21 protein-coding genes and 1 pseudogene are annotated in these 19,492 nt (G+C 73.6%); 12 read left to right on the forward strand and 10 right to left on the reverse strand.

Features of this window, described 5'->3' with window-relative positions; translation table 11 throughout:
- Positions 1 to 8: 8 nt before the first annotated feature.
- A complete protein-coding gene (arc, locus tag GA0070564_RS15600) occupies positions 9 to 1,790 on the reverse strand; it encodes a proteasome ATPase (RefSeq protein WP_091609371.1) in 1,782 nt (593 codons plus the stop codon).
- Positions 1,791 to 1,967: 177 nt separating this feature from the next.
- On the opposite strand from arc, the gene GA0070564_RS15605 reads away from it, so the two are divergent.
- On the forward strand, positions 1,968 to 2,261 hold the full coding sequence (locus tag GA0070564_RS15605) for a ferredoxin (RefSeq protein WP_088973737.1): 294 nt from the start codon (positions 1,968 to 1,970) through the stop codon (positions 2,259 to 2,261).
- Between the two features lie 39 nt (positions 2,262 to 2,300).
- Here the strand turns inward: GA0070564_RS15605 and GA0070564_RS15610 are convergent, their stop codons facing one another.
- From GA0070564_RS15610 to GA0070564_RS15620, 3 genes are all read right to left on the reverse strand, one after another.
- Positions 2,301 to 2,870 carry a hypothetical protein gene (locus GA0070564_RS15610; RefSeq protein WP_088971332.1) on the reverse strand — a complete coding sequence of 190 codons (570 nt, stop codon included), beginning with the start codon at positions 2,868 to 2,870 and terminating at the stop codon, positions 2,301 to 2,303.
- A 180-nt stretch (positions 2,871 to 3,050) separates the two neighbouring features.
- Positions 3,051 to 4,037 carry a tRNA (adenine-N1)-methyltransferase gene (locus GA0070564_RS15615; protein ID WP_176730686.1) on the reverse strand — a complete coding sequence of 329 codons (987 nt, stop codon included), beginning with the start codon at positions 4,035 to 4,037 and terminating at the stop codon, positions 3,051 to 3,053.
- Complete coding sequence (locus GA0070564_RS15620; RefSeq protein WP_141714796.1) at positions 4,034 to 5,125, reverse strand: site-2 protease family protein; 1,092 nt, start codon at positions 5,123 to 5,125, stop codon at positions 4,034 to 4,036. Before GA0070564_RS15620 ends, GA0070564_RS15615 begins: the two co-directional genes overlap by 4 nt.
- A 144-nt stretch (positions 5,126 to 5,269) precedes the next feature.
- Here GA0070564_RS15620 and GA0070564_RS15625 point away from each other — a divergent pair, with 144 nt between their 5' ends.
- The 4 genes from GA0070564_RS15625 (at position 5,270) to GA0070564_RS15640 (ending at position 10,665) form a co-directional block, all read left to right on the forward strand.
- Entirely contained in the window at positions 5,270 to 6,232 is a 963-nt protein-coding gene (locus GA0070564_RS15625) for a RecB family exonuclease (protein ID WP_091609372.1), read from the forward strand.
- Between the two features lie 110 nt (positions 6,233 to 6,342).
- Complete coding sequence (locus tag GA0070564_RS15630; protein WP_091609373.1) at positions 6,343 to 7,029, forward strand: response regulator; 687 nt, start codon at positions 6,343 to 6,345, stop codon at positions 7,027 to 7,029.
- Positions 7,030 to 7,348: 319 nt separating this feature from the next.
- The gene (locus GA0070564_RS15635) at positions 7,349 to 8,116 is read left to right on the forward strand and encodes an ABC transporter ATP-binding protein (protein ID WP_091609374.1); all 768 of its coding nucleotides are present in this window, start codon (positions 7,349 to 7,351) and stop codon (positions 8,114 to 8,116) included.
- The gene (locus GA0070564_RS15640) at positions 8,116 to 10,665 is read left to right on the forward strand and encodes an ABC transporter permease (RefSeq protein WP_091609375.1); all 2,550 of its coding nucleotides are present in this window, start codon (positions 8,116 to 8,118) and stop codon (positions 10,663 to 10,665) included. The genes GA0070564_RS15635 and GA0070564_RS15640 overlap by 1 nt, the downstream gene beginning before the upstream one ends.
- A gap of 82 nt (positions 10,666 to 10,747) precedes the next feature.
- On the opposite strand, the gene GA0070564_RS15645 is transcribed toward GA0070564_RS15640, so the two are convergent.
- Together GA0070564_RS15645 and GA0070564_RS15650 are read right to left on the reverse strand one after the other, a co-directional pair.
- Positions 10,748 to 11,395, reverse strand: a complete 648-nt coding sequence (locus GA0070564_RS15645; RefSeq protein ID WP_091609376.1) for an HAD family hydrolase — start codon at positions 11,393 to 11,395, stop codon at positions 10,748 to 10,750.
- Positions 11,396 to 11,518: 123 nt separating this feature from the next.
- Entirely contained in the window at positions 11,519 to 12,271 is a 753-nt protein-coding gene (locus tag GA0070564_RS15650; protein WP_091609377.1) for a neutral zinc metallopeptidase, read from the reverse strand.
- Between the two features lie 128 nt (positions 12,272 to 12,399).
- Between GA0070564_RS15650 and GA0070564_RS15655 the strand changes: the two genes are divergently transcribed.
- A complete protein-coding gene (locus GA0070564_RS15655) occupies positions 12,400 to 12,825 on the forward strand; it encodes a hypothetical protein (protein ID WP_091609378.1) in 426 nt (141 codons plus the stop codon).
- A gap of 70 nt (positions 12,826 to 12,895) precedes the next feature.
- On the opposite strand, the gene GA0070564_RS15660 is transcribed toward GA0070564_RS15655, so the two are convergent.
- Together GA0070564_RS15660 and GA0070564_RS15665 are read right to left on the reverse strand one after the other, a co-directional pair.
- Positions 12,896 to 13,105, reverse strand: a complete 210-nt coding sequence (locus tag GA0070564_RS15660) for a hypothetical protein (RefSeq protein WP_141714779.1) — start codon at positions 13,103 to 13,105, stop codon at positions 12,896 to 12,898.
- Positions 13,106 to 13,137: 32 nt separating this feature from the next.
- Complete coding sequence (locus GA0070564_RS15665; RefSeq protein ID WP_091609380.1) at positions 13,138 to 14,055, reverse strand: LysR family transcriptional regulator; 918 nt, start codon at positions 14,053 to 14,055, stop codon at positions 13,138 to 13,140.
- Positions 14,056 to 14,125: 70 nt separating this feature from the next.
- On the opposite strand from GA0070564_RS15665, the pseudogene GA0070564_RS29885 reads away from it, so the two are divergent.
- The 6 genes and pseudogenes from GA0070564_RS29885 to GA0070564_RS15695 all read left to right on the forward strand — a co-directional run.
- Positions 14,126 to 14,977 (forward strand): annotated as a pseudogene (locus GA0070564_RS29885) (dihydrodipicolinate synthase family protein); the annotation flags it as partial.
- Positions 14,978 to 15,154: 177 nt separating this feature from the next.
- Positions 15,155 to 15,553 carry a DinB family protein gene (locus GA0070564_RS29890; protein WP_245670082.1) on the forward strand — a complete coding sequence of 133 codons (399 nt, stop codon included), beginning with the start codon at positions 15,155 to 15,157 and terminating at the stop codon, positions 15,551 to 15,553.
- A 127-nt stretch (positions 15,554 to 15,680) separates the two neighbouring features.
- A complete protein-coding gene (locus GA0070564_RS15680; protein WP_091609381.1) occupies positions 15,681 to 15,884 on the forward strand; it encodes a hypothetical protein in 204 nt (67 codons plus the stop codon).
- A 46-nt stretch (positions 15,885 to 15,930) separates the two neighbouring features.
- Entirely contained in the window at positions 15,931 to 16,311 is a 381-nt protein-coding gene (locus GA0070564_RS15685; RefSeq protein WP_091609667.1) for a VOC family protein, read from the forward strand.
- A 92-nt stretch (positions 16,312 to 16,403) separates the two neighbouring features.
- Positions 16,404 to 17,309: a bifunctional helix-turn-helix transcriptional regulator/GNAT family N-acetyltransferase gene (locus tag GA0070564_RS15690; RefSeq protein WP_091609382.1), complete on the forward strand. Its 906-nt coding sequence runs from the start codon at positions 16,404 to 16,406 to the stop codon at positions 17,307 to 17,309.
- 109 nt (positions 17,310 to 17,418) lie between these two features.
- Positions 17,419 to 17,985 carry a snapalysin family zinc-dependent metalloprotease gene (locus GA0070564_RS15695; RefSeq protein ID WP_091609383.1) on the forward strand — a complete coding sequence of 189 codons (567 nt, stop codon included), beginning with the start codon at positions 17,419 to 17,421 and terminating at the stop codon, positions 17,983 to 17,985.
- Positions 17,986 to 18,030: 45 nt separating this feature from the next.
- On the opposite strand, the gene GA0070564_RS15700 is transcribed toward GA0070564_RS15695, so the two are convergent.
- Together GA0070564_RS15700 and GA0070564_RS15705 are read right to left on the reverse strand one after the other, a co-directional pair.
- Positions 18,031 to 18,783 (reverse strand): nucleotidyltransferase domain-containing protein, encoded by a 753-nt coding sequence (locus GA0070564_RS15700; protein WP_091609384.1) that lies wholly within the window; start codon positions 18,781 to 18,783, stop codon positions 18,031 to 18,033.
- Positions 18,780 to 19,454 carry a nucleotidyltransferase domain-containing protein gene (locus GA0070564_RS15705; protein WP_091609385.1) on the reverse strand — a complete coding sequence of 225 codons (675 nt, stop codon included), beginning with the start codon at positions 19,452 to 19,454 and terminating at the stop codon, positions 18,780 to 18,782. The genes GA0070564_RS15700 and GA0070564_RS15705 overlap by 4 nt, the downstream gene beginning before the upstream one ends.
- Positions 19,455 to 19,492: the final 38 nt, after the last annotated feature.

Genomic DNA, 19,492 nt, shown 5'->3' on the forward strand with positions numbered 1-19,492 from the left:
CTGGATGGTTACAGGTACTGGCCGGTGTTGCTGGCGGTCTCTATCGACCGTCCGGCCTCGGCGCCCTTGCCGCCGGAGACAAGCGTGCGGATGTAGACGATCCGCTCGCCCTTCTTGCCGGAGATGCGGGCCCAGTCGTCGGGGTTGGTGGTGTTGGGCAGGTCCTCGTTCTCGCGGAACTCGTCGACGCAGGCGTCGAGGAGGTGCTGGAGCCGCAGCCCCTTGCGCCCGGAGGTGAGGAACTCCTTGATGGCCATCTTCTTGCCCCGGTCGACGATGTTCTGGATCATCGCGCCGGAGTTGAAGTCCTTGAAGTAGAGGACTTCCTTGTCGCCGTTGGCGTAGGTGACCTCGAGGAAGCGGTTCTCCTCGGTCTCCGAGTACATCCGCAGCACCACGGCGTCGATCATCGCGGCCACGGTGGCCTGAGGGTCGCCACCGTGCTCGGCCAGGTCGTCGGAGTGCAACGGCAGCCCGGAGAGGACGTACTTGGTGAAGATGTCCTTGGCCGCCTCGGCGTCCGGACGCTCGATCTTGATCTTCACGTCGAGCCGGCCGGGGCGCAGGATGGCCGGGTCGATCATGTCCTCCCGGTTGGAGGCGCCGATCACGATGACGTTCTCCAGCCCCTCCACGCCGTCGATCTCGCTGAGCAACTGCGGGACGATGGTGTTCTCCACGTCCGAGGAGACACCGGAGCCACGGGTCCGGAAGATCGAGTCCATCTCGTCGAAGAACACGATCACCGGGGTGCCCTCGCCGGCCTTCTCCCGGGCGCGCTGGAAGATCAGCCGGATGTGCCGCTCGGTCTCGCCGACGTACTTGTTGAGCAGCTCCGGGCCCTTGATGTTGAGGAAGAAGCTGGTGTGCCGCTCCTTGCCCTCACGCTCGGCGATCTTCTTGGCCAGCGAGTTGGCCACCGCCTTGGCGATGAGCGTCTTGCCACAGCCCGGCGGGCCGTAGAGCAGGATGCCCTTGGGCGGTCGGAGCTGGTGCTCGCGGAACAGGTCGGCGTGCAGGAAGGGCAGTTCCACGGCGTCGCGGATCTGCTCGATCTGCGACTGGAGGCCACCGATGTCGGTGTAGTCGACGTCGGGAACCTCCTCGAGGACCAGCTCCTCGACCTCGCTCTTCGGGATCCGCTCGTACGCGTACGCCGAGCGGGGCTCGATCATGAGCGAGTCGCCGGCCCGGATCGGCGAACCGATCAGGGTCTCGGCCAGGTGCACGATCCGTTCCTCGTCGGAGTGCGAGACCACCAGCGCCCGGTCACCCGGAGCGCCCTCGGGGCCCGCCAGGATCTCCTTGAGCATCACCACCTCGCCGACCCGCTCGTAGCCGAACGCGTCAACGATGTTGAGCGCGTCGTTGAGCAGGACCTCCTGGCCGCGTCGCAGCTCGTCGACGTCCAGCGAGGGCGAGACGGCGACCCGGAGCTTGCGCCCACCGGTGAACACGTCCACCGTCCCGTCGTCGTGCTTCGCCAGGAAGACGCCGTAGCCACTCGGCGGCTGTGCGAGGCGGTCGATCTCCTCCTTGAGCGTCACGATCTGCGCGCGAGCCTCCTTGAGGGTGCTCACCAGCCGGTCGTTGTTCTCGGTCAGCCGCGCCAACTGTGCCTGGGTGGCCGCCAGCCGCTCTTCGAGCTGCCGGACGTGTCGGGGGCTTTCGGTCAACTTGCGCCGCACCAGAGCGAGTTCCTCTTGAAGGAACGCGACCTGCGTGGAGAGATCGTGGGCCTCCTTCTCCCACCGTGCGGCGCGCGAGTCCGCGTCGTCGCTGCGTGCCACGTCCCACCTCCCCGGGGGGCTTGAACGTTCTTGCCTAACACTAGCCGCTGTGAGCCCGATTCGGTCCCACGCAACGCCCTCGTCACTGAACCTTGATCGCCAGGGTGGCCTCCGGGGCAGGTCCGGGCGTTCGGGTACCGTCGAGGCGTGGGACGGGAGAACATGGGGGGTGCACCGGTGGCCGAGGTCGCGACCGATCAGTTGCAGGTCTGGGTGGACCAGGATCTCTGCACGGGTGACGGGCTCTGCGTGCAGTACGCGCCGGAGGTCTTCGAGTTCGACGTCGACGGCCTGGCGTACGTCAAGGGCGCCGACGGGGAGCTGCGGCTGGCCCCGGGCAGCCGGGTCGACGTGCCGGAGCACCTGCGCCTCGAGGTGATCGACTCGGCGAAGGAGTGCCCGGGCGACTGCATCCACGTAGTGCGCGGCAGCGACGGCGTCGAGGTGGCCGGCCCGGACGCCGAGGACTGACCGGCCCACCGGCGCCCGGGGCGGACGGCGGGCCGGCGCTCAGAGCACCGGCCGGCCGACCACCGAGGCGACCAGCCGGGCGAACTCCTCCAGCCGGGCGATCTGGCCGGCGCCGCCGTCGTCGAGGGTCTTGCCGAAGCGCAGCGCGTCGTGCCGGGGCGCCCCGGCCACCTCGTCACCGGGCGGCGCCTCGTCCAGCGAGGTGAGCAGCAGGTAGACGTCGATGCTGTCGACCCGGATCTCACCGCTCTCGGCCCGGGTGAGCCGCCGCCGGCAGCCGACCTCGGTGACGGTGGTCACCGGCACCACCCGCAGCGACGAGGTCATCGAGCCCGGCGGCCCCTCCCCCGGCGGGACGTCCTCGCCGTGCCAGAGCACCAGCCGGCTGCCGTCGCAGACGACGACCTCCTGCCAGACCCCGTTGACCTCGTTGACGAAGCGTTCCAGGGTGAAGCCGAGCACGGAGGCGCCGCGCAGCACCCCACCGAGGGCCTCCAGGGCCACGTCGGGGTCGCGCAGGTAGGCCCGGGCGGCCGATTCCAGGTCCTGGTACGGCGACCAGTCGGGAAAGACTGCGGACACGTCGCCGTTGAAGCCGGCCCGGCTCACGCGGTCGCCTCCGACCGGTCGACCGCGCCGCGCCGGACGCCGTTGCGCACGCTCATGCCACCCCCTCCCCAGGGCCGGTCCACGCCGCGGGCGAGGATACGCGGTTGCGCGCCTCGCTCACCCACCGGCTGCCCAGGTTTCGGCGGCGGTTCCCGTCGTTCCTGGTCACGCCGGTGGGCCTCACGACTGCTCCGGCTCCGGGGTGGTCTGCTCGGCCTCGACGGCCGCCTGCCGGGCCGCCTCGGCGGCGCGCAGCGCCTGCCGCCGCTCGGCGTACGCCTCGGCGCCCTTGCTGGGCTTGCGCCGGCGCGGCGGGGCGGTGACCCCGGGGGCGAGCTTGCGGGCGGAGACCAGGAACGCGGTGTGCGCGATCATCCGGTGGTCGGGGCGTACGGCCAGTCCCTCGGCGTGCCAGTCGCGCACCAGCGACTCCCAGGCCCGCGGCTCGGTCCAGCCGCCGCGCTCGCGCAGCGCCTCGACCAGCTCGGAGAGCTGGGGGGTGGTGGCGACGTAGCCGATGAACACCCCGCCGGGCACCAGCGCCCGCTCGACCATGTCGAGGGTCTCCCAGGGGGTGAGCATGTCCAGGATGATCCGGTCGAAGCCGGTCTCCTGGCACTGCGCCACGTCGCCGACGTGCAGGTTCCAGGCCGGGTGCGGGCCGTTGAAGAACGCCTCGACGTTGCGCCGGGCGATCTGGGCGAAGTCGTCGCGGACCTCGAAGGAGTGCAGTTCGCCCTCGGTGCCGACGGCGCGCAGCAGCGAGCAGCTCAGCGCGCCGGAGCCGGCGCCGGCCTCGAGCACCTTCGCGCCGGGGAAGATGTCGCCCATGGCGACGATCTGCGCGGAGTCCTTGGGGTAGATCACCTGGGCGCCGCGCGGCATGGAGAGCACGTAGTCCGACAGCAGGGGGCGCAGGGCCAGGAAGGCGGTGCCGCCGCCGGCGGTGGTGACCACGCTGCCGTCGGGCAGGCCGATCAGGGTGTCGTGCTTGAGGATGCCGCGGTGGGTGTGGAACTCCTTGCCGGGCTCCAGCGTCAGGGTGTGCATCCGGCCCTTGGGGTCGGTCAGCTGCACCCGGTCGCCGACCCGGAACGGCCCTCGGTGCACGGGGGGCAGCGCCGCGGTGGCGGGGTCGGCCGGGACGGTGGAGGGCTGTGCGGTCACGTGTTCATCTTCCGTTTGGGTTCCAGGAGCTGCGCCAGATCCGCGATGTGCAGAACGCCGACGACATCTTCGCCTGCGGTCACGACGTACTGTGCGCCCGGGTGGGTCTGCACGACCTCCATCACCCGTTCGCCGTCCAGCCCGACCGGGAGGGCGGGCAGTTGGGCCAGCGGTCGGGACACCGCGTCGACCGCGACCCAGGGGCGACGCTCGGCGGGCACCCGTTCGGCGCGGGCGGGGTCGACCAGGGCGACGGTACGGCCGGCGGAGTCGACGACGGTGACCGCGGCGCCGGCCGGCTGGTGTTCGGCGCGGCGGCGGTGCGCCTCCGCGAGGGGGGTGCCGGTGGGCACGGCGAGCACCGGTCGGGCGAGCCGGCTCAGGTCGACCAGGGGGAAGCGGCGGCTGATCCGGGCGTAGCGGATGGACTGCCCGGCGCCGCGCCAGAGGGTGAGGACCACCAGCAGCATCAGCGGCAGGACCAGCGGGACCACGACATCGGCGAGGGTGAGCAGCACCACCGCGACGGCGGTGCCGACGGCGACGGCGCGGCCGACCCAGCCGGCGATCTCGGTGGCCCGGTGCCGGTCGTGGGTGAGCGCCCAGACGGCGGCGCGCAGCGCCCGGCCGCCGTCCAGCGGCAGGCCGGGCAGGATGTTGAACACCGCGACGATGACGTTGCTCAGCGCCAGTTGCAGGGCCAGCTGGTGGGCCAGGGTGTGGGCGGGCAGGGCCAGGGTGGCGCCGACGGCGGCCAGGCCGAGGACGGCGGAGACCGCCGGCCCGGCCAGCGAGACCTGGAGGTCGATCCGGGCGTTCGGCGCGTCCCGGTCCATCTCGGTGTACCCGCCGAGCAGCTCCAGGGTGATCCCGCGCACGCCGATGCCGTGGTGGCGGGCGGTCAGCGCGTGCCCGAGCTCGTGCAGCAGCACGGAGCCGAGCAGTGACACGACGAAGCCGAGGCCGATCAGGTAACCGCCGAGCGCGGTGAAGCCGAGCCGGTCGCGGGCCAGCTCGGCGTAGGTGACGGTGACGACCAGGGTGAGCAGCAGCATCGACAGGTCCAGCCGCAGCGGCACCCCGAAGATCCGGCCGACGGTCAGGCCGGGACGTCGCCGGGGCCGGCGCGGCGGCCTGCTCGTCTGCTCCACCGGGTCGATGCTACGCGGCGCGGATCATGCTCCGGTGCGGCGACGGAGGGGCTGTCACACCGGTGGCCTAACCTTCCGGGCATGACGGCGGAACCGGTGATCGACGGACAGGAAACCCTCGCCCTGCGCGGCGCCGCCCCGGCGTCCGGGGACGGGGCGTCCACCACGGTGGTGGTGCCGCCGCCCTCGGTGCGGGCGTCGCTGTCGCCGTCGCGGGCGGCGGATTTCAAGACCTGCCCGCTGCTCTACCGGTTCCGCAGCATCGACCGGCTGCCGGAGCGGCCGACCGTGGAGCAGGCCCGGGGCACCCTGGTGCACGCGGTGCTGGAGCGGCTGTTCGACCTGCCGGCGGCGACGCGTACCCCGGCGTCGGCCGGTGACCTGGTGGCCCCGCAGTGGGACCGGCTGGTCACCGAGCAGCCGGAGCTGGCCGGGCTCTTCGAGGCCGGCGACGAGGTCGGCCCGGCGGAGTTCCTGCGCTCGGCGGCGGCCCTGTTGGAGGGCTACTTCGCGGTGGAGGACCCGAGCCGGCTGGAGCCGGCCGAGCGGGAGAGCCTGATCTCCGCGGTGGTCGACGACGAGCTGCTGATCCGCGGCTACCTCGACCGGCTGGACGTGGCGCCGGACGGCGCGTTGCGGGTGGTCGACTACAAGACCGGCGGGGCGCCGCGCGAGGCGTTCGAGGCGCGGGCGCTGTTCCAGCTGAAGTTCTACGCCCTGGTGCTGTGGCGCACCCGTGGGGTGGTGCCCCGGGTGCTGCGGCTGCTCTACCTCAAGGACGCCGAGGTCTGTGACTACTCGCCCGACGCCGACGAACTGCTGCGCTTCGAGCGCACCGTGGTGGCGCTCTGGCAGGCGATCGAGCAGGCCACCGCGCGGCAGGACTTCCGGCCCCGGCCGAGCCGGCTCTGCGACTGGTGCAGCCACCAGGCGCACTGCCCGACGTTCGGCGGCACGCCGCCGCCGTTCCCGGTCGCGGCCGGCGCCGCCGATCCGCTGACCGACGCCCGCTCCCGGCCGGCCGCGCCGGGCGCCGACGAGTAGCCACCGGGCGGCCCCCGACGGCGGGCGCCTGGGCGACAATGCGCGGTGCAACGGCCGGAGCCTGGCCGCGAAGGACCGGGCCCGGGCCACGGCGACGACCGGGAGGCCGGATGACCGACAGCGCGCGAGCGACCCGTCCGGTGCGCGTCCTGCTCGCCGACGATCAGCCGCTGCTGCGCGCCGGCTTCCGGATGGTGCTGGGCACCGAGGCGGACCTGGACATCGTGGGCGAGGCGGCCGACGGGGTGGAGGCGGTCGAGCTGGCCCGCCGGCTGTCGCCCGACGTGGTGCTGATGGACGTCCGGATGCCGCGGCTGGACGGGGTGGCGGCGACCCGGGCGATCGTCGAGGCCCGGCTGCCGGTGCGGGTGCTGGTGCTGACCTCCTTCGACCTGGACGAGTACGTGGTGGGCGCGGTGCGGGCCGGGGCGTACGGCTTCCTGGCCAAGGACGTGCCGGCCGAGGACCTGGTGGCGGCGATCCGGACGGTCGCGGCCGGCGAGGCGGCGGTGACCCCGCGCATCCTCAAGCGGCTGCTGGACCGCTTCGCCGAGTTGCTGCCCGATCCGGCGGTGGATCCGCCTCGGCTGTTCAACGCGTTGACCGAGCGGGAGCGGGAGGTGCTCGTGCAGGTGGCGCGGGGGCTGTCGAACGCGGAGGTCGCCCGGGTGCTGGCGGTGAGCGAGACCACGGTCAAGACCCACGTCGGGCACCTGCTGACCAAGTTGGGCCTGCGGGACCGGGTGCAGGCGGTGGTGCTGGCGTACGAGTCGGGTCTGGTACGTCCCCGGGCGTAGCGGCCCCGCCCGCGGCCGTGCACCGGGCGTACCCGGGGATCCGCCTCCGGACGGACGACGGCGCTTGCCGTCGTCACCTACCGTGACCGCAGGCGGTGCGACGGGGTTGATCCTCACGTGGCGTCAGGTCCTACCGTCGACCACGCCACGCGCGGCGGTCGGGGATGACCCTGAGTCGGTCTCGGGGCCGACCCGCAGCGAAAGATCGGCACCGGCTCCGCCGCCAGGCGGACGGTTCGGGGCCGCGCGGCACGGAGGATGGAGTCGCCGCACCGACCAGCGGGGGCGGTGCGACCACGGTCAGGAAGAGGTAGATGACGTGACGGCTACGGTGGGCCGGCAGGCCGGGGCTGCGGCCCGGGCCGACGACGTGTGGAAGGTGTACGGCAGCGGTGAGGCGCAGGTCGTCGCGCTGCGGGGGGTGACCGCGGAGTTCGAACGCGGCCGGTTCACGGCCATCATGGGCCCCTCCGGCTCGGGCAAGTCGACGCTGATGCACTGCCTGGCCGGGCTGGACTCGGTCACCCGGGGCACGGTGTCGATCGGCGAGACCATGGTGACCGGGCTGGGGGACGCCGGGCTGACGAAGCTGCGCCGGGACAAGGTGGGCTTCATCTTCCAGCAGTTCAACCTGCTGCCCACGTTGACCGCGCAGGAGAACATCCTGCTGCCGCTGTCGATCGCCGGGCGCCGGCCGGACCCGGCCTGGTACGACACGGTGATCGACACGGTCGGGCTGCGGGACCGGTTGGGGCACCGTCCGGCGCAGCTCTCCGGCGGTCAGCAGCAGCGGGTGGCGTGCGCGCGGGCGCTGGTCGCCCGCCCGGAGGTTATCTTCGCCGACGAGCCGACCGGCAACCTGGACTCCCGCTCCGGCGCGGAGGTGCTCGCCTTCCTGCGCGACTCGGTACGCGCCCACGGGCAGACCATCGTGATGGTCACCCACGACCCGACCGCCGCGGCGTACGCCGACCGGGTGGTCTTCCTGGCCGACGGGCAGATCGTCTCGGAGCTGACCGAGCCGACGGCGGAGACCGTGCTGGACACGATGAAGAAGCTGGACACCGCGGCCGAGGTGACCCGCTGATGTTCCGGGCCACCCTCAAGAGCCTGCTCGCCCGCAAGGTACGGCTGATCCTGTCCGGCCTGGCGGTGGTGCTGGGCGTCATGTTCGTCTCCGGCGCGTTCGTGCTGACCGACACGCTGGGCCGCTCGTTCGACCAGGTCTTCGCCGACGCCTACGAGGGGGTCGACGTCAACGTCTCGGCGAAGCCGAAGGTGGCGGTCGGCGAGACCGAGGGCGAGCAGGTCACGGCGCCCGTGCCGGGCGCCGTACTGCAACAGGTGCGCGGGGTGCCGGGGGTCGCCGAGGCGACCGGTGTGGTGGCTTCCGACGGTGCGCTGCTGATCGGCAGCAACGGCAAGGCCGTCACCTCGTTCGGGCCGCCGCAGCTGGGTGAGAACTGGCTCGGCGAGGACGACGTGGTGAAGCTGCGGGAGGGGCGCGAGCCCCGAGCGGACACCGAGATCGTGGTCAACGCCGCGCTGGCGCAGGCGGCGAAGGTGAAGGTGGGCGACCGGGTCGGCGTGCTGACCCTGGCGCCGAGGCAGAACTTCACCCTGGTCGGCGTCTTCGGCTACAGCGGTGGCCGGGACTCCGTCGGCGGGGTGAACGAGGTCGCGTTCACCACCCCGGTGGCGCAGCAGCTGATGCTGGGCAAGAAGGACACCTTCACGAACATCCGGGTCAGGGCCGCCGACGGGGTCGACGACGCGGCGTTGCGCGACGACGTGGCGCGGGCCCTGGGCGACGGCTACCAGGTGAGGACCGGCGCCCAGGAGTCGGCGGCCGCCTCCGCCGGGCTCAAGGAGGGGCTGTCGTTCTTCAACAAGGTGCTGCTCGGCTTCGCCGCGGTGGCGCTGCTGGTGGGCACCTTCCTGATCCTCAACACCTTCTCGATCATCGTGGCGCAGCGGACCCGGGAGCTGGCGTTGATGCGCGCCATCGGTGCCAGCGGGCGGCAGATCGTGGGCTCGGTGGTGCTGGAGGCGGTGGCGATCGGCCTGGTCGCCTCGGTGCTGGGGCTGGGCGCCGGCATCGGGGTGGGGGCGCTGCTGGCGTACCTGTTCGGCAAGCTCGCCGGCGGTCTGACCCTGGCGGGGCTGGGGGTGCCGGCCGCAGCGGTGATCGGCGCGTTCGCCGTCGGCCTGGTCATCACGGTGGTGGCGGCGCTGCTGCCGGCGCTGCGGGCGGCGCGGATCCCACCGATCGCGGCCATGCAGGACGTGGCCACCCCGGACCGGCCGCTGACCAGGGTGACCGTGGGCGGTGCCCTGGTCACGGCGGTCGGGGCGGTGCTGCTCTTCCTCGGGCTCACCGACAACGCCGGCGACCGGACGCTGCCGACCATCCTCGGTGGGGTGCTCTTCACCTTCATCGGGGTCGCGCTGCTCACCCCGCTGATCAGTCGGCCGGTGGTGACGCTGCTCGGGTCGCTGTTCGCCTGGTCGGTGCCGGGCAAGCTGGGCCGGCTCAACTCCGGCCGCAACCCGCGCCGCACGGCGATCACCGCCGCCGCGCTGATGGTCGGCATCGCGCTGGTGACCGGGGTGACGGTGATCCTGGACTCGGCGAAGGGCAGCATCACCAGGCTGGCCCAGGACCGGATCTCGGCGGAGCTGGTGATCGCCGGGCCGCAGGGCGGTCCGCGCCCGCCGAGCTTCGATCCGGCGGTGCTGGAGCGGGCCGCCGCGATCCCCGGGGTGGCCCTGGTCGACGGCGAGTACGGCGACCTGGCGGTGGTGAACGGGGAGAAGACCTTCGTGGGCGCGTCGAGCGACCCGACGGCGCTCACGCGGGTGTTCGGGGCGAAGCGGGTGGCCGGCGACATCAGCCGGCTCGGCCCGGACCAGATGCTGTTCAGCGCGGACACCGCGAAGTCCCGCGGGGTGCAGGTGGGCCAGCAGGTCACCGTCCAGCCGTCGCGGGGCGAGGCCCGGACCTACACGGTCAGCGGCATCTACGAAAGCTCCCAGCTGACCAACCCGGCGGTGGTGCCGGTGGCGGCGGCGAAGGACTTCCGCATCCCCAAGCCGATCCAGGGCTACGTGCAGCTCGCGCCCGGGGCCCGGGTCGCCGACGTCCAGCCGCAGCTGGACCGGTTGCTGGCCGACAGCCCGGAGGTGTCGGTGGCCGACCGGGACGCCTTCATCAAGCAGCAGACCAGCCAGTTGGACACGCCGCTGACGATGATCCAGATCCTGTTGGCGCTGGCGATCGTGATCGCGGTGCTGGGCATCGTCAACACGCTGGCCCTGTCGGTGCTGGAACGCACCCGGGAGCTGGGCCTGCTGCGGGCGATCGGGCTGCGCCGGGCGCAGACCATGGGCATGATCACCGTGGAGGCGGTGGTGATCTCGGTGTTCGGCGCCCTGCTCGGCGTGGTGGTCGGCACCGGGCTGGGCGCGGCCGTGGTCCGGGCGCTCAAGGACGAGGGGATCACCGACCTGGTCCTGCCGTGGGGTCGGATGGGTGTCTTCCTGCTCCTGGCCGCGATCGTCGGGGTGGTCGCCGCGGTGGTGCCGGCCATCCGGGCCGCCCGGATCAACGTCCTGGGCGCCATCGCCCACGACTGAGTCGACGGCAACCGCGACGGCCCCACGCCACCGGCGTGGGGCCGTCCGGCGTCCGGGTCCCGATCGACGGGACGCCGCCGGCTCAGGCCGGTGGTTCGCCGAGCAGCGCCGCCAGCAGCTCCAGGTCCGCCGCGGTGAGGCTCTCCAGCTGGTGTACGCCGTCGGCGGCCGGGATCGGCACCTCCAGCGGTACGGCCAGCACCGCCGCGCCGGCGGCCAACGCGCTCGCCACCCCGGTCGGCGAGTCCTCGATCGCCACGCACCGCCCGATCGGCACGCCGAGCAGCCGGGCGGCGGTCAGGTACGGCTCCGGGTGCGGCTTGGCCGCGTCCACCTCGTCGCCGCAGACCACCGCGTCGAAACTGTCCCGGCCGAGGGTGTCCAGGGCGACCTCGACCAGGGGCCGGCCGCTGGAGGTGACCAGCGCGGTGGGGATGCCGGCGGCGCGTACCGCCCGCAGCAGGGCCGAGGCGCCCGGCCGCCAGGCCAGGCCGGTGCGGAACAACTCCAGGATGCGTTCGTTGATCCAGGCGGCGCTGGCCTGCGGGTCCCGCTCCGGCTGGCCGAGGTCGTCGTGCACGATCCGCATCGAGGCGGCCATGCTGGTGCCCACGATGGCACGCCGGGCGGCGGCGGAGAGCGTGCCGCCGTACGTCGCCGCCAGCTCCTGGAGCGCGACGTCCCAGAGTTTCTCGCTGTCGACCAGCGTGCCGTCCATGTCGAAGAGCACGGCGGCGGGGTGTGAGCTGCTCAGCGGATCCTCCCGGGGTGTGGCGTACCCGGGGATCCTCTCAACCGGGCGCGCCGCGGCCCGCGGGGGTCCCGGCGCGGGGTGACCCAGGTCCCCCCGCTGTCAGTTCAGGTCGCAGGCGTCCAGGGACTTCTCGTAGCCGCGGAAGAACGACTCGGTGCGCTGTTCGGCGGTGCCGTGGGCGCCCTCGGCGAACCAGGGCTGGTCCGGGTCGTCGCCGACCGCGAGCAGCCCCTCGCGCAGCTCGTCCAGGTCGCCGTCCTGGAGGGTGAGCGTCTTGGCCCGCACCGAGTCGCCGATGTACGCCCCGGCCATGCAGTCGGCCTGCAACTCCTGCTGGATGGTGTAGCTGTAGCGGATGCCGAGGCGCACCTGGACGCCGTGGGCGTACTCGTGGCCGAGCAGGTAGAACACGAACGCGTCGCCGATCTTGCGGAACGCCTGGACGGACCAGTTCACGTCGTAGGCGATGAAGTCCCCGGCCGAGCAGTAGACGGCGTTGTTGCGGGGCAGCGGCTGGTTGCCGCAGGACACCTCGCCGCCGCGCTGGTACGGGATGACCCGCCGGATCGGCCGGAACCGCTCGCCGGAGGCCTTGAACTGGGCGGTCCAGTACTGCTGGGCACCGCCCACCGCGCCGTTGAAGTCCTCCTTGAACTCCGCGACGCTGGTGGTGCCGTCGGCCCGGGTGGCCTGCGGGTCGGCCGAGCCGCGGGGCTCCTGCTGCCCGGGCGGCTGGTCCTGCGGCTCGCCCTGGCTGCTCACCCCGCCGACCGCACAACCGGCGCCGACCAGGACGGCCACCACGAGCCCGGCCAGCGGTCCCGGCCGCCGACGTCCCGTCTTCTCCCCCACCGTTGCCTCCCCGGCTCCAGTCGTTCCTGTCAGGCGCAGTACCCCGGCCGTACTCCGATGATGCCCATCGCTGATCACGGATGGCGGCCGGGGATCGTTCGACGGCGGCGCGCCGGTAGGGTGCCGTCGTGACCAACGGCCCGGCGCACGCGAGCATCGTCTACTGGCGGAAGAGCCTCTGGAACGGACTGCGGTGCGTGCCGGTGCTGCTGACCCTGGAGCAGGGGTGGCTGCGGGCCCGGGACCGGGTCGGGGCGGAGGTGTTCGTGGTCCCCGTCGGCCAGGTCGGTGGCCGGTTGACCCGGCTGCGCACCCTGCTGCTGGACGTGGACGGTCGGCGGTACGCCCTGGTCGGGCGGGGTGCGAGCATCTCCCCCGACCCCAGCCGCGAGCAGCAGCAGGCGCTCGCCGCCTTCCGGGCCGACCGCGCCGCCGCGCCGGACGGTACGGAGGGACCCGGATTCCTCGACGCGATGTTCAACGAACGGGCCGGGTGGAACATGCGCGGGTGGCGCGACGCCCTGGTGGCGGCCGGGTCCGGCGTACGGCGCTGAGGGGCGCGGCGGTTCGGGTGACCGGACGGCGGCGATCCCGGACCGGCCGGTCACCGTGTCCACGTGGGACTCAGCCGGGTCCCTGCTGCCCACGCTGCCAGACGCCGCCCTGCGCGCCGTGCCGTTCGGCGGCGTGCCGCTCCTGCTCGGCGGTGGCGGCCCGGGTGGCCGCCGTGTCCTCGCCGGAGGTCGTCCGGGCCCGGTCCCGTCGGGCGACGTACCAGATGGACATGAGGCCGAGCAGCACCACGACGCCGAGCACGATCCAGATAGTTCGCATGCCCGCACCGTAGCCGGGCGTTGCCAGTCCGGTCACCCGCTCGCCGGGGCCTCCCGGCCGTCGAGGTGGGCGGCGGTGGCGGCGTGCAGCGCGGCGGCGCAGGCGGCCACCGCGGGGTGCCGGCCGGCGCCGCGCCGGTACGCGATCCGGGTCAGCCGGCGCAGCGGCAGCGGCACCAGCCGCACCCGGGGTGGTGGGTTCTCCGCCCCGAGCTGTGGCACGAGCGCCACCCCCTGCCCGGCGGCGACCAGGGCCAGGACGGCGGTGAAGTCGTCGGCGTGGTGGCGGACGGTCGGGGTGAAGCCGGCCAGCTGGCAGGCGCGTACGGCCATGGTGTGGCAGAGGGTGCCGGGGCTGCCCATCACCCAGTCGGCGTCCCGGGTGGCCCGGACGGGATCGGCGGGGTCGAACGGCGTGTCGGCGGTCACCGCGAGGTACACCGTCTCGGTGAGCAGCGGTTCGGCGTCCAGCGCCGGGTCGGGTGGGACGGGCGCGACGTCGTAGTCGTGGAGCAGGGCCACGTCGAGGCGCCGCTCGCGCAGGGCCGCCGGGACGGCCGTGGGGTCCAGTTCGGTGACCATCAGGTCCAGCGCCGGGTGCTCCCGCCCGAGGGCCACCAGGGCGGCGGGCAGCAGGGTGCGTACGGCGCTGGGGAAGGCGCCGATGCGGACCGTGCCGGACAGGCCGGTGCGGGCGGCGACCAGGGCGGCGTCGGCGGACTCCAGGGCGGCGAGCACGGTCTCGGCGTGCCGGACCAGGGCCACCCCGGCCGGGGTGAGGCCGACCCGCCGGCCGGTGCGTTCCAGCAGGGGCACCCCGGCCTCCCGTTGCAGGGCGGCCAGCTGCTGGGACACCGCCGACGGGGTGTAGGCGTGGGCGTCGGCGACCGCGGCGATGGTGCCGAGGTGGGCGAGGTCGCGCAGCAGGACCAGGCGACGGACGTCGAGCATAAGTTCAGCTTACGGTTTCGTTGAGGAATCGGAACTGGTGCTGACCGGTCCGGTGGCCGAGGCTGGGGTCATGACGATGACCGGCCTCTTCGTTCCGCTGATCACCCCGTTCGCCGAGGACGGGACGGTGGCCCTGGACGCGCTCGCCGGCCTCGCCCGCCACCTGCTCGACGGCGGGGCGACCGGCCTGGTGGCCCTCGGCACCACCGCCGAACCGGGCGCGCTCTCCCCCGCCGAACGGCGTGCGGTGCTCGACACGGTCGCGCGGGCGTGCCGGGAGCGGTCCGCGCCCCTGCTGGTCGGGGCGCACACCGCCGAGGAGCTGACGGCGCTGGCCGGGCGGCCGGAGGTGAGCGCCGCACTGACCCTGGTGCCACCCTTCGTACGCCCCGGCGAGCGGGGGGTGCTCGCCCACCTCGCCCACCTGGCCGCGCTCAGCCCGGTGCCGCTGGTCGCCTACCACGTGCCGTACCGGACCGGGCAGTCCCTCTCCGTCGAGGCGTTGCGGGAGCTGGCGGCGATCCCGGGCGTGGTGGGGGTCAAGCACGCGGTGGGTGCGCTCGACCCGACCACGGTCCGGCTGCTGGCCGACCCGCCACCGGGTTTCGCGGTGCTCGGCGGCGACGACGAGCTGCTCTCGCCGGTGCTGGCGCTCGGCGCGCACGGCGGCATCGCCGCCTCCGCGCACCTCGCCACGGGCGACTTCACCGCCCTGGTCGCGGCGTGGCGGGTCGGGGACGTGGCCCGGGCGCGACCGCTGGGCCACCGGCTGGCCGCGCTGGCCGCCGCGCTCTTCGCCGAACCCAACCCCACCGTGGTCAAGGCCGTCCTGCACGCCGAGGGCCGGATCCCGACCCCGGCCGTCCGCCTGCCGCTGCTGCCCGCCTCGGCGTCGAGCGCCACCGCGGCGCTGCGCCGGCTGGCCGCCCTGGCCGACCCGCCGGCCGACGCCGGGACGCCGGCCGCCGGCGCGGCGCGGGAGCCGGCGGCGGTGCCGCCGGAGACCGCCGACTGGACCTTCGTCATCGCGCGGGGGTGCCGGGAGTGCGGGTTCACCCCGCAGCCGGCCGAGGCCACCGCGGCCCGGCTGCGGGCCTCCGTGCCGCTGTGGCGGGCCCGGCTGGCCCGGCCGGACGCCCGCGACCGGCCGGCCCCGACGGTCTGGTCACCTGTCGAGTACGCCTGCCACGTCCGGGACACCTGCCGGATCTTCCGTCAGCGCCTGGCCCTGATGCTGCGGGAGGACGACCCGACCTTCGCCAACTGGGACCAGGACGCCACCGCGCTCGCCGAGGACTACTTCCACCGGAACCCCGCCGAGGTGGCCGAGCAGCTGGCCGTCGAGGCGGAGGCGACCGCCGCGGCGTTCGACGCGGTCCGCGACGACCAGTGGGAACGGCCGGGGCGGCGCGACAACGGGTCGCTGTTCACCGTGCGCAGCTTCGCCGTCTACTTCCTGCACGACGTGCTCCACCACGAGCACGACGTCACCCGGTGACAGCCCGCCACCACGACCATCATCGCCGCGTACAGCTTCGCCGGCGACCGGCGGTGGTTCCCGGAGAGAGCCATGCGCCCTGGTTCCCACCGCGACGACGGCGGCAAACGATGCCAGACTGACCTCTGTGGAGAGACGTCGGTACTCGCTGCGCCCCGGCTCGGTGGCGCTGACCCGCGCCCAGTGGGTCGCGGCGGCCGTCGCGCTGGTGGTGGCCGTGGTCGGCGGCCTGGTCGCGTTCGTGGCGGTCGGACCGGGTGCGGCGGGAATCGTGACCGGGCTGGCCGGCGTCACCATGGCGCTGATCATCGGGTTCGGGCACGGTCGCTGACCTCGCCGTCGAGCGTCGGGTGCGACCGGCCGTTATGGTCCGGGGCATGCATCGCAGCCGGGTGTACGCCCTCATCATCGACGCCCCACGGGACGAGGCCGACGCGGCCGCGGCGTTCTGGTCGGCCGCCCTCGGCGTGCCCGCCGGCCCCGACCCCGGCGAGCCGCAGTTCATCGACCTGCACGGCGCGCTGCCCGGGCTGGTGACCGCCGTCCAGTCGGTCGACGACGCCCCCCGCTTCCACCTGGACATCGAGACCGACGATCCGGTGGCGGAGACCGACCGGCTGCTCGCCCTCGGCGCGACCCAGGTGGCGCGGTGGCAGGAGTGCCGGGTGCTGCGGGTGCCGGGCGGGCACCTGGTCTGCGTGCTGCCGGTGGAGAGCGACCGGGAACTGTTCGACGCGCAGGCGCGCACCTGGCCCTGACCCACCCGGCGACCGGCACGCCTGGCATCCTGGCCCGATGTCCCGTGCCCGCCGCGCTTGCCCGACCAGGATTCCTGACTAAAGTCAGCTTTATGGAACGACAGGTCGCCGCCGTACGCCGGTTCAACCGTACGGTCACCCAGCGGATCGGCGCGCTGGACGACGCGTACATGGCCCGGGCCCGCCCACTCGCGCAGGCGCGCCTGCTGTGGGAGATCGGCCCGGGCGGCGCCGAGGTGGCGGCGCTGCGCGCCCGGCTGGGCCTGGACTCGGGTCACCTGAGCCGGCTCCTGCGGGCCCTGGAGGGCGACGGGCTGGTCACGGTCGGGCCGAGCGACCGGGCCGGCGACGACGCCCGGGTGCGCCACGCCCGGCTCACCGACGCCGGTCGGGCCGAGTGGACCGAGCTCGACGAGCGCTCCGACCGGTTCGCCCAGTCGATCCTGGAGCCGCTCGCCGGGCCGCACCGGGAACGGCTCGTCGCGGCGATGGCCGAGGTCGAGCGGCTGCTGGTCTCCTCGATGGTGGTCATCGAGCCCTGCCCGCCGGGTGACCCGCGGGCCCGCGCCTGCGTGCGGGCGTACGCCCGGGAGGTGGCCCGACGGTTCGACGACGGCTTCGATCCCGCCCTGAGCAGCCCGGTCGACGACGCCGACCTCACCCCACCGGCCGGGCTGTTCCTGCTGGCCACGCTGAACGCGGAGCCGGTCGGCTGCGGCGCGGTCAAGCTGCGCCCGGACGCTCCCGCCGAGATCAAACGCGTCTGGGTCGCCGGGACGGTACGCGGGCTCGGGGTCGGCCGGCGGCTCCTGGCCGAGCTGGAACGACACGCCGCGCAGCGCGGCCGGCGTCGGGTCCGGCTGGACACCAACCGCAACCTCACCGAGGCGATCGCGCTGTACCGGTCGGCCGGCTACCGGGAGGTCGAGCCGTTCAACACCGAGCGGTACGCGCACCACTGGTTCGAGAAGCGGCTCGCGCCACGAGTCGAGCGGTGACCGACGGCGGCCGAGCCAGATTCATCTCTGTCAATTATTGAAATCGACACGCATCCATTTATAGGGTGGTCTCATCCCGCTCACCCCTTCCCCCGACGGAGCGTGAACGATGCGTCTGCCCAGGATCACCCGAGCCCTCGCCACCCTCGCCGCGGCAATGCTGGCGACGCTCGGCGCCGTCGCCGTCGAGGCCGCGCCGGCGACCGCCGCCCTCCGCAACGTCTGCTACAACACCAGCCAGGCCGGACCGTTCGCCAGCTACGCCAACCAGGCCGCCACCATCTGGAACAACGCCACCCTCAACATCAACATGGCGCAGTGCGGCTCGAACCTGATGATCTACTACACCTACGGCGGCGGCTCGTACGCCGTGCGCAACAGCCTCGGCAACGGCTACGTGGTCATCGACTACTACCAGGCGCAGCAGTACTCCCCACTGCGGATCGTCACCCACGAGATCGGGCACATCCTCGGCCTGCCCGACAACTACAACGGCAACTGCGCGATCCTGATGTCCGGCGGCAGCGCCGGCACCAGCTGCACCAACCCGTACCCGAGCTCCGGCGAGGCCACGACGGTGGACCGCAACTTCAGCTTCGCCGCCCGCACCGCCGCGACCTCCGGGGTCTTCACCGACAGCTGGCCCGCCCCCGCCACCGTGGGCGCCGGCCGCTGAGCGCGGACGCCGGCCCGGTCGACGCTCACGTCGGCCCGGCCGGCGTCACGCCCCACCGAGGCGGGTGCGGACCACCAGGTCGTGCAGGGCGTCCACCGCGGCCGGGTCGGCGTGCTCCGGCAGCGCCGAGGAGTCCCGGGCCGCCTCCAGTTCGGCGCGCAGCCGCGGCACGTCGGCGGCGAGCCGGTCGGCGGCCCCGGGAGGCAGCGGCCCGTGCTCGGCCTCCCGTTTGGCGGCGATCAGCTCCGGCACGTACGTCAGGTGAGTCCCGAGCACCCCGAGGTCCGTCTCCAGCCGGCCGGTGCGCATCAGGTGGATGCCGGTGAGCAGCACCCGCAGCGTGTACAGGGCCGGCTTGAGCCGCCCGGTCCGGGCGGACAACCGCTCCTGACCGGCCGCGAAGCCCAGGTAGTGGTGCGCGTGGTGGCGGGTCACCAGCCGCGGGGCCAGGGACCGCAGCTCGTCGTGCACCGGCGTGGTCACCACCACCAGCGGGGACAGCAGCTGCTCCAGGACGTACCCGTTGCGACTGTTCAGCAGCCGGGCGAACTTCAGCAGGTCGTGGCTGACCACGTCCAGCTCGACGCCGTCGCGTACCCCGGTGTGCTGCAACGTCTCCGGCCCGGTGCGCAGGCCGACCACCTCGGTCGCGGGCAGCAGGTGCGCGGCGCGCAGGTCCAGGTCGGAGTCGACCGAGGCGAAGCCGTACAGGTGGGCGCCGCTGACGGTGGCGAAGAGCAGGGGGCGGGGCAGCGCCCGGGCGGCCTGCGCCGCCCACGCCGGCACGTCGACGGTCACCGCAGGTTCCTCTCCCGTACGTCGGTGAGCAGCCGGTCCACGGCGGCCAGGTCGGGCCGCTGCGGCAGTGCGGTGGCGGTGGCCGCCTCGGCCAGCTCGGCGTGCAGCTCGTCCGCCCATCCGGTGACCGCGTCCCAGGGCGTCTCGCCCCGGCGCACCGCGAGCAGCCGGTCCCGCAGCTGCCGCACGTCGACCAGGACCTCCCCGGTACGCAGCACGTGCGCCCCGGCGACCAGCAGCCGGATCATGTGCATGGCCTGCTTGTGGTTCGTCTCCCCGGTACGCTCCCGGCGGGCGGTCACCCGGGCGAACTGGTCCCGCGCGTAGCCGCCGTACGTCTCGGCCACCCGCCGGGACAGGAAGGCCGACCGGGCCGCCAGCAGCCGCTCCCCGTCCTCGGTCACCGCCTCCACCAGCGGGGACCAGAGCACCTCCAGCACCGTCGGGTTGCCCTGCGAGGCGAGGACGCAGAAGCGTTCGACCTCCCAGGAGAACTGCTCCTCGGCCGGCCCTTCAAGGTGGGTGGGGGGCTTCTCCAACCGCCAGAACGCCCGGGTCGGCGCCACGAACACGCCGCGCCGGTCGTGGTCGGAGCCCGGGCCCGCCAGCCCGTACGCCCGCGACCCGACCACCACGGCGAGCACGGTGTGCCGCTCCACAAGCTCGATCACGAGCGGGAACGCTACCGAAGCGCCGCCCGGAACGCGTG

It is taken from the genome of Micromonospora mirobrigensis, from assembly GCF_900091555.1.
GTDB lineage: Bacteria > Actinomycetota > Actinomycetes > Mycobacteriales > Micromonosporaceae > Micromonospora > Micromonospora mirobrigensis.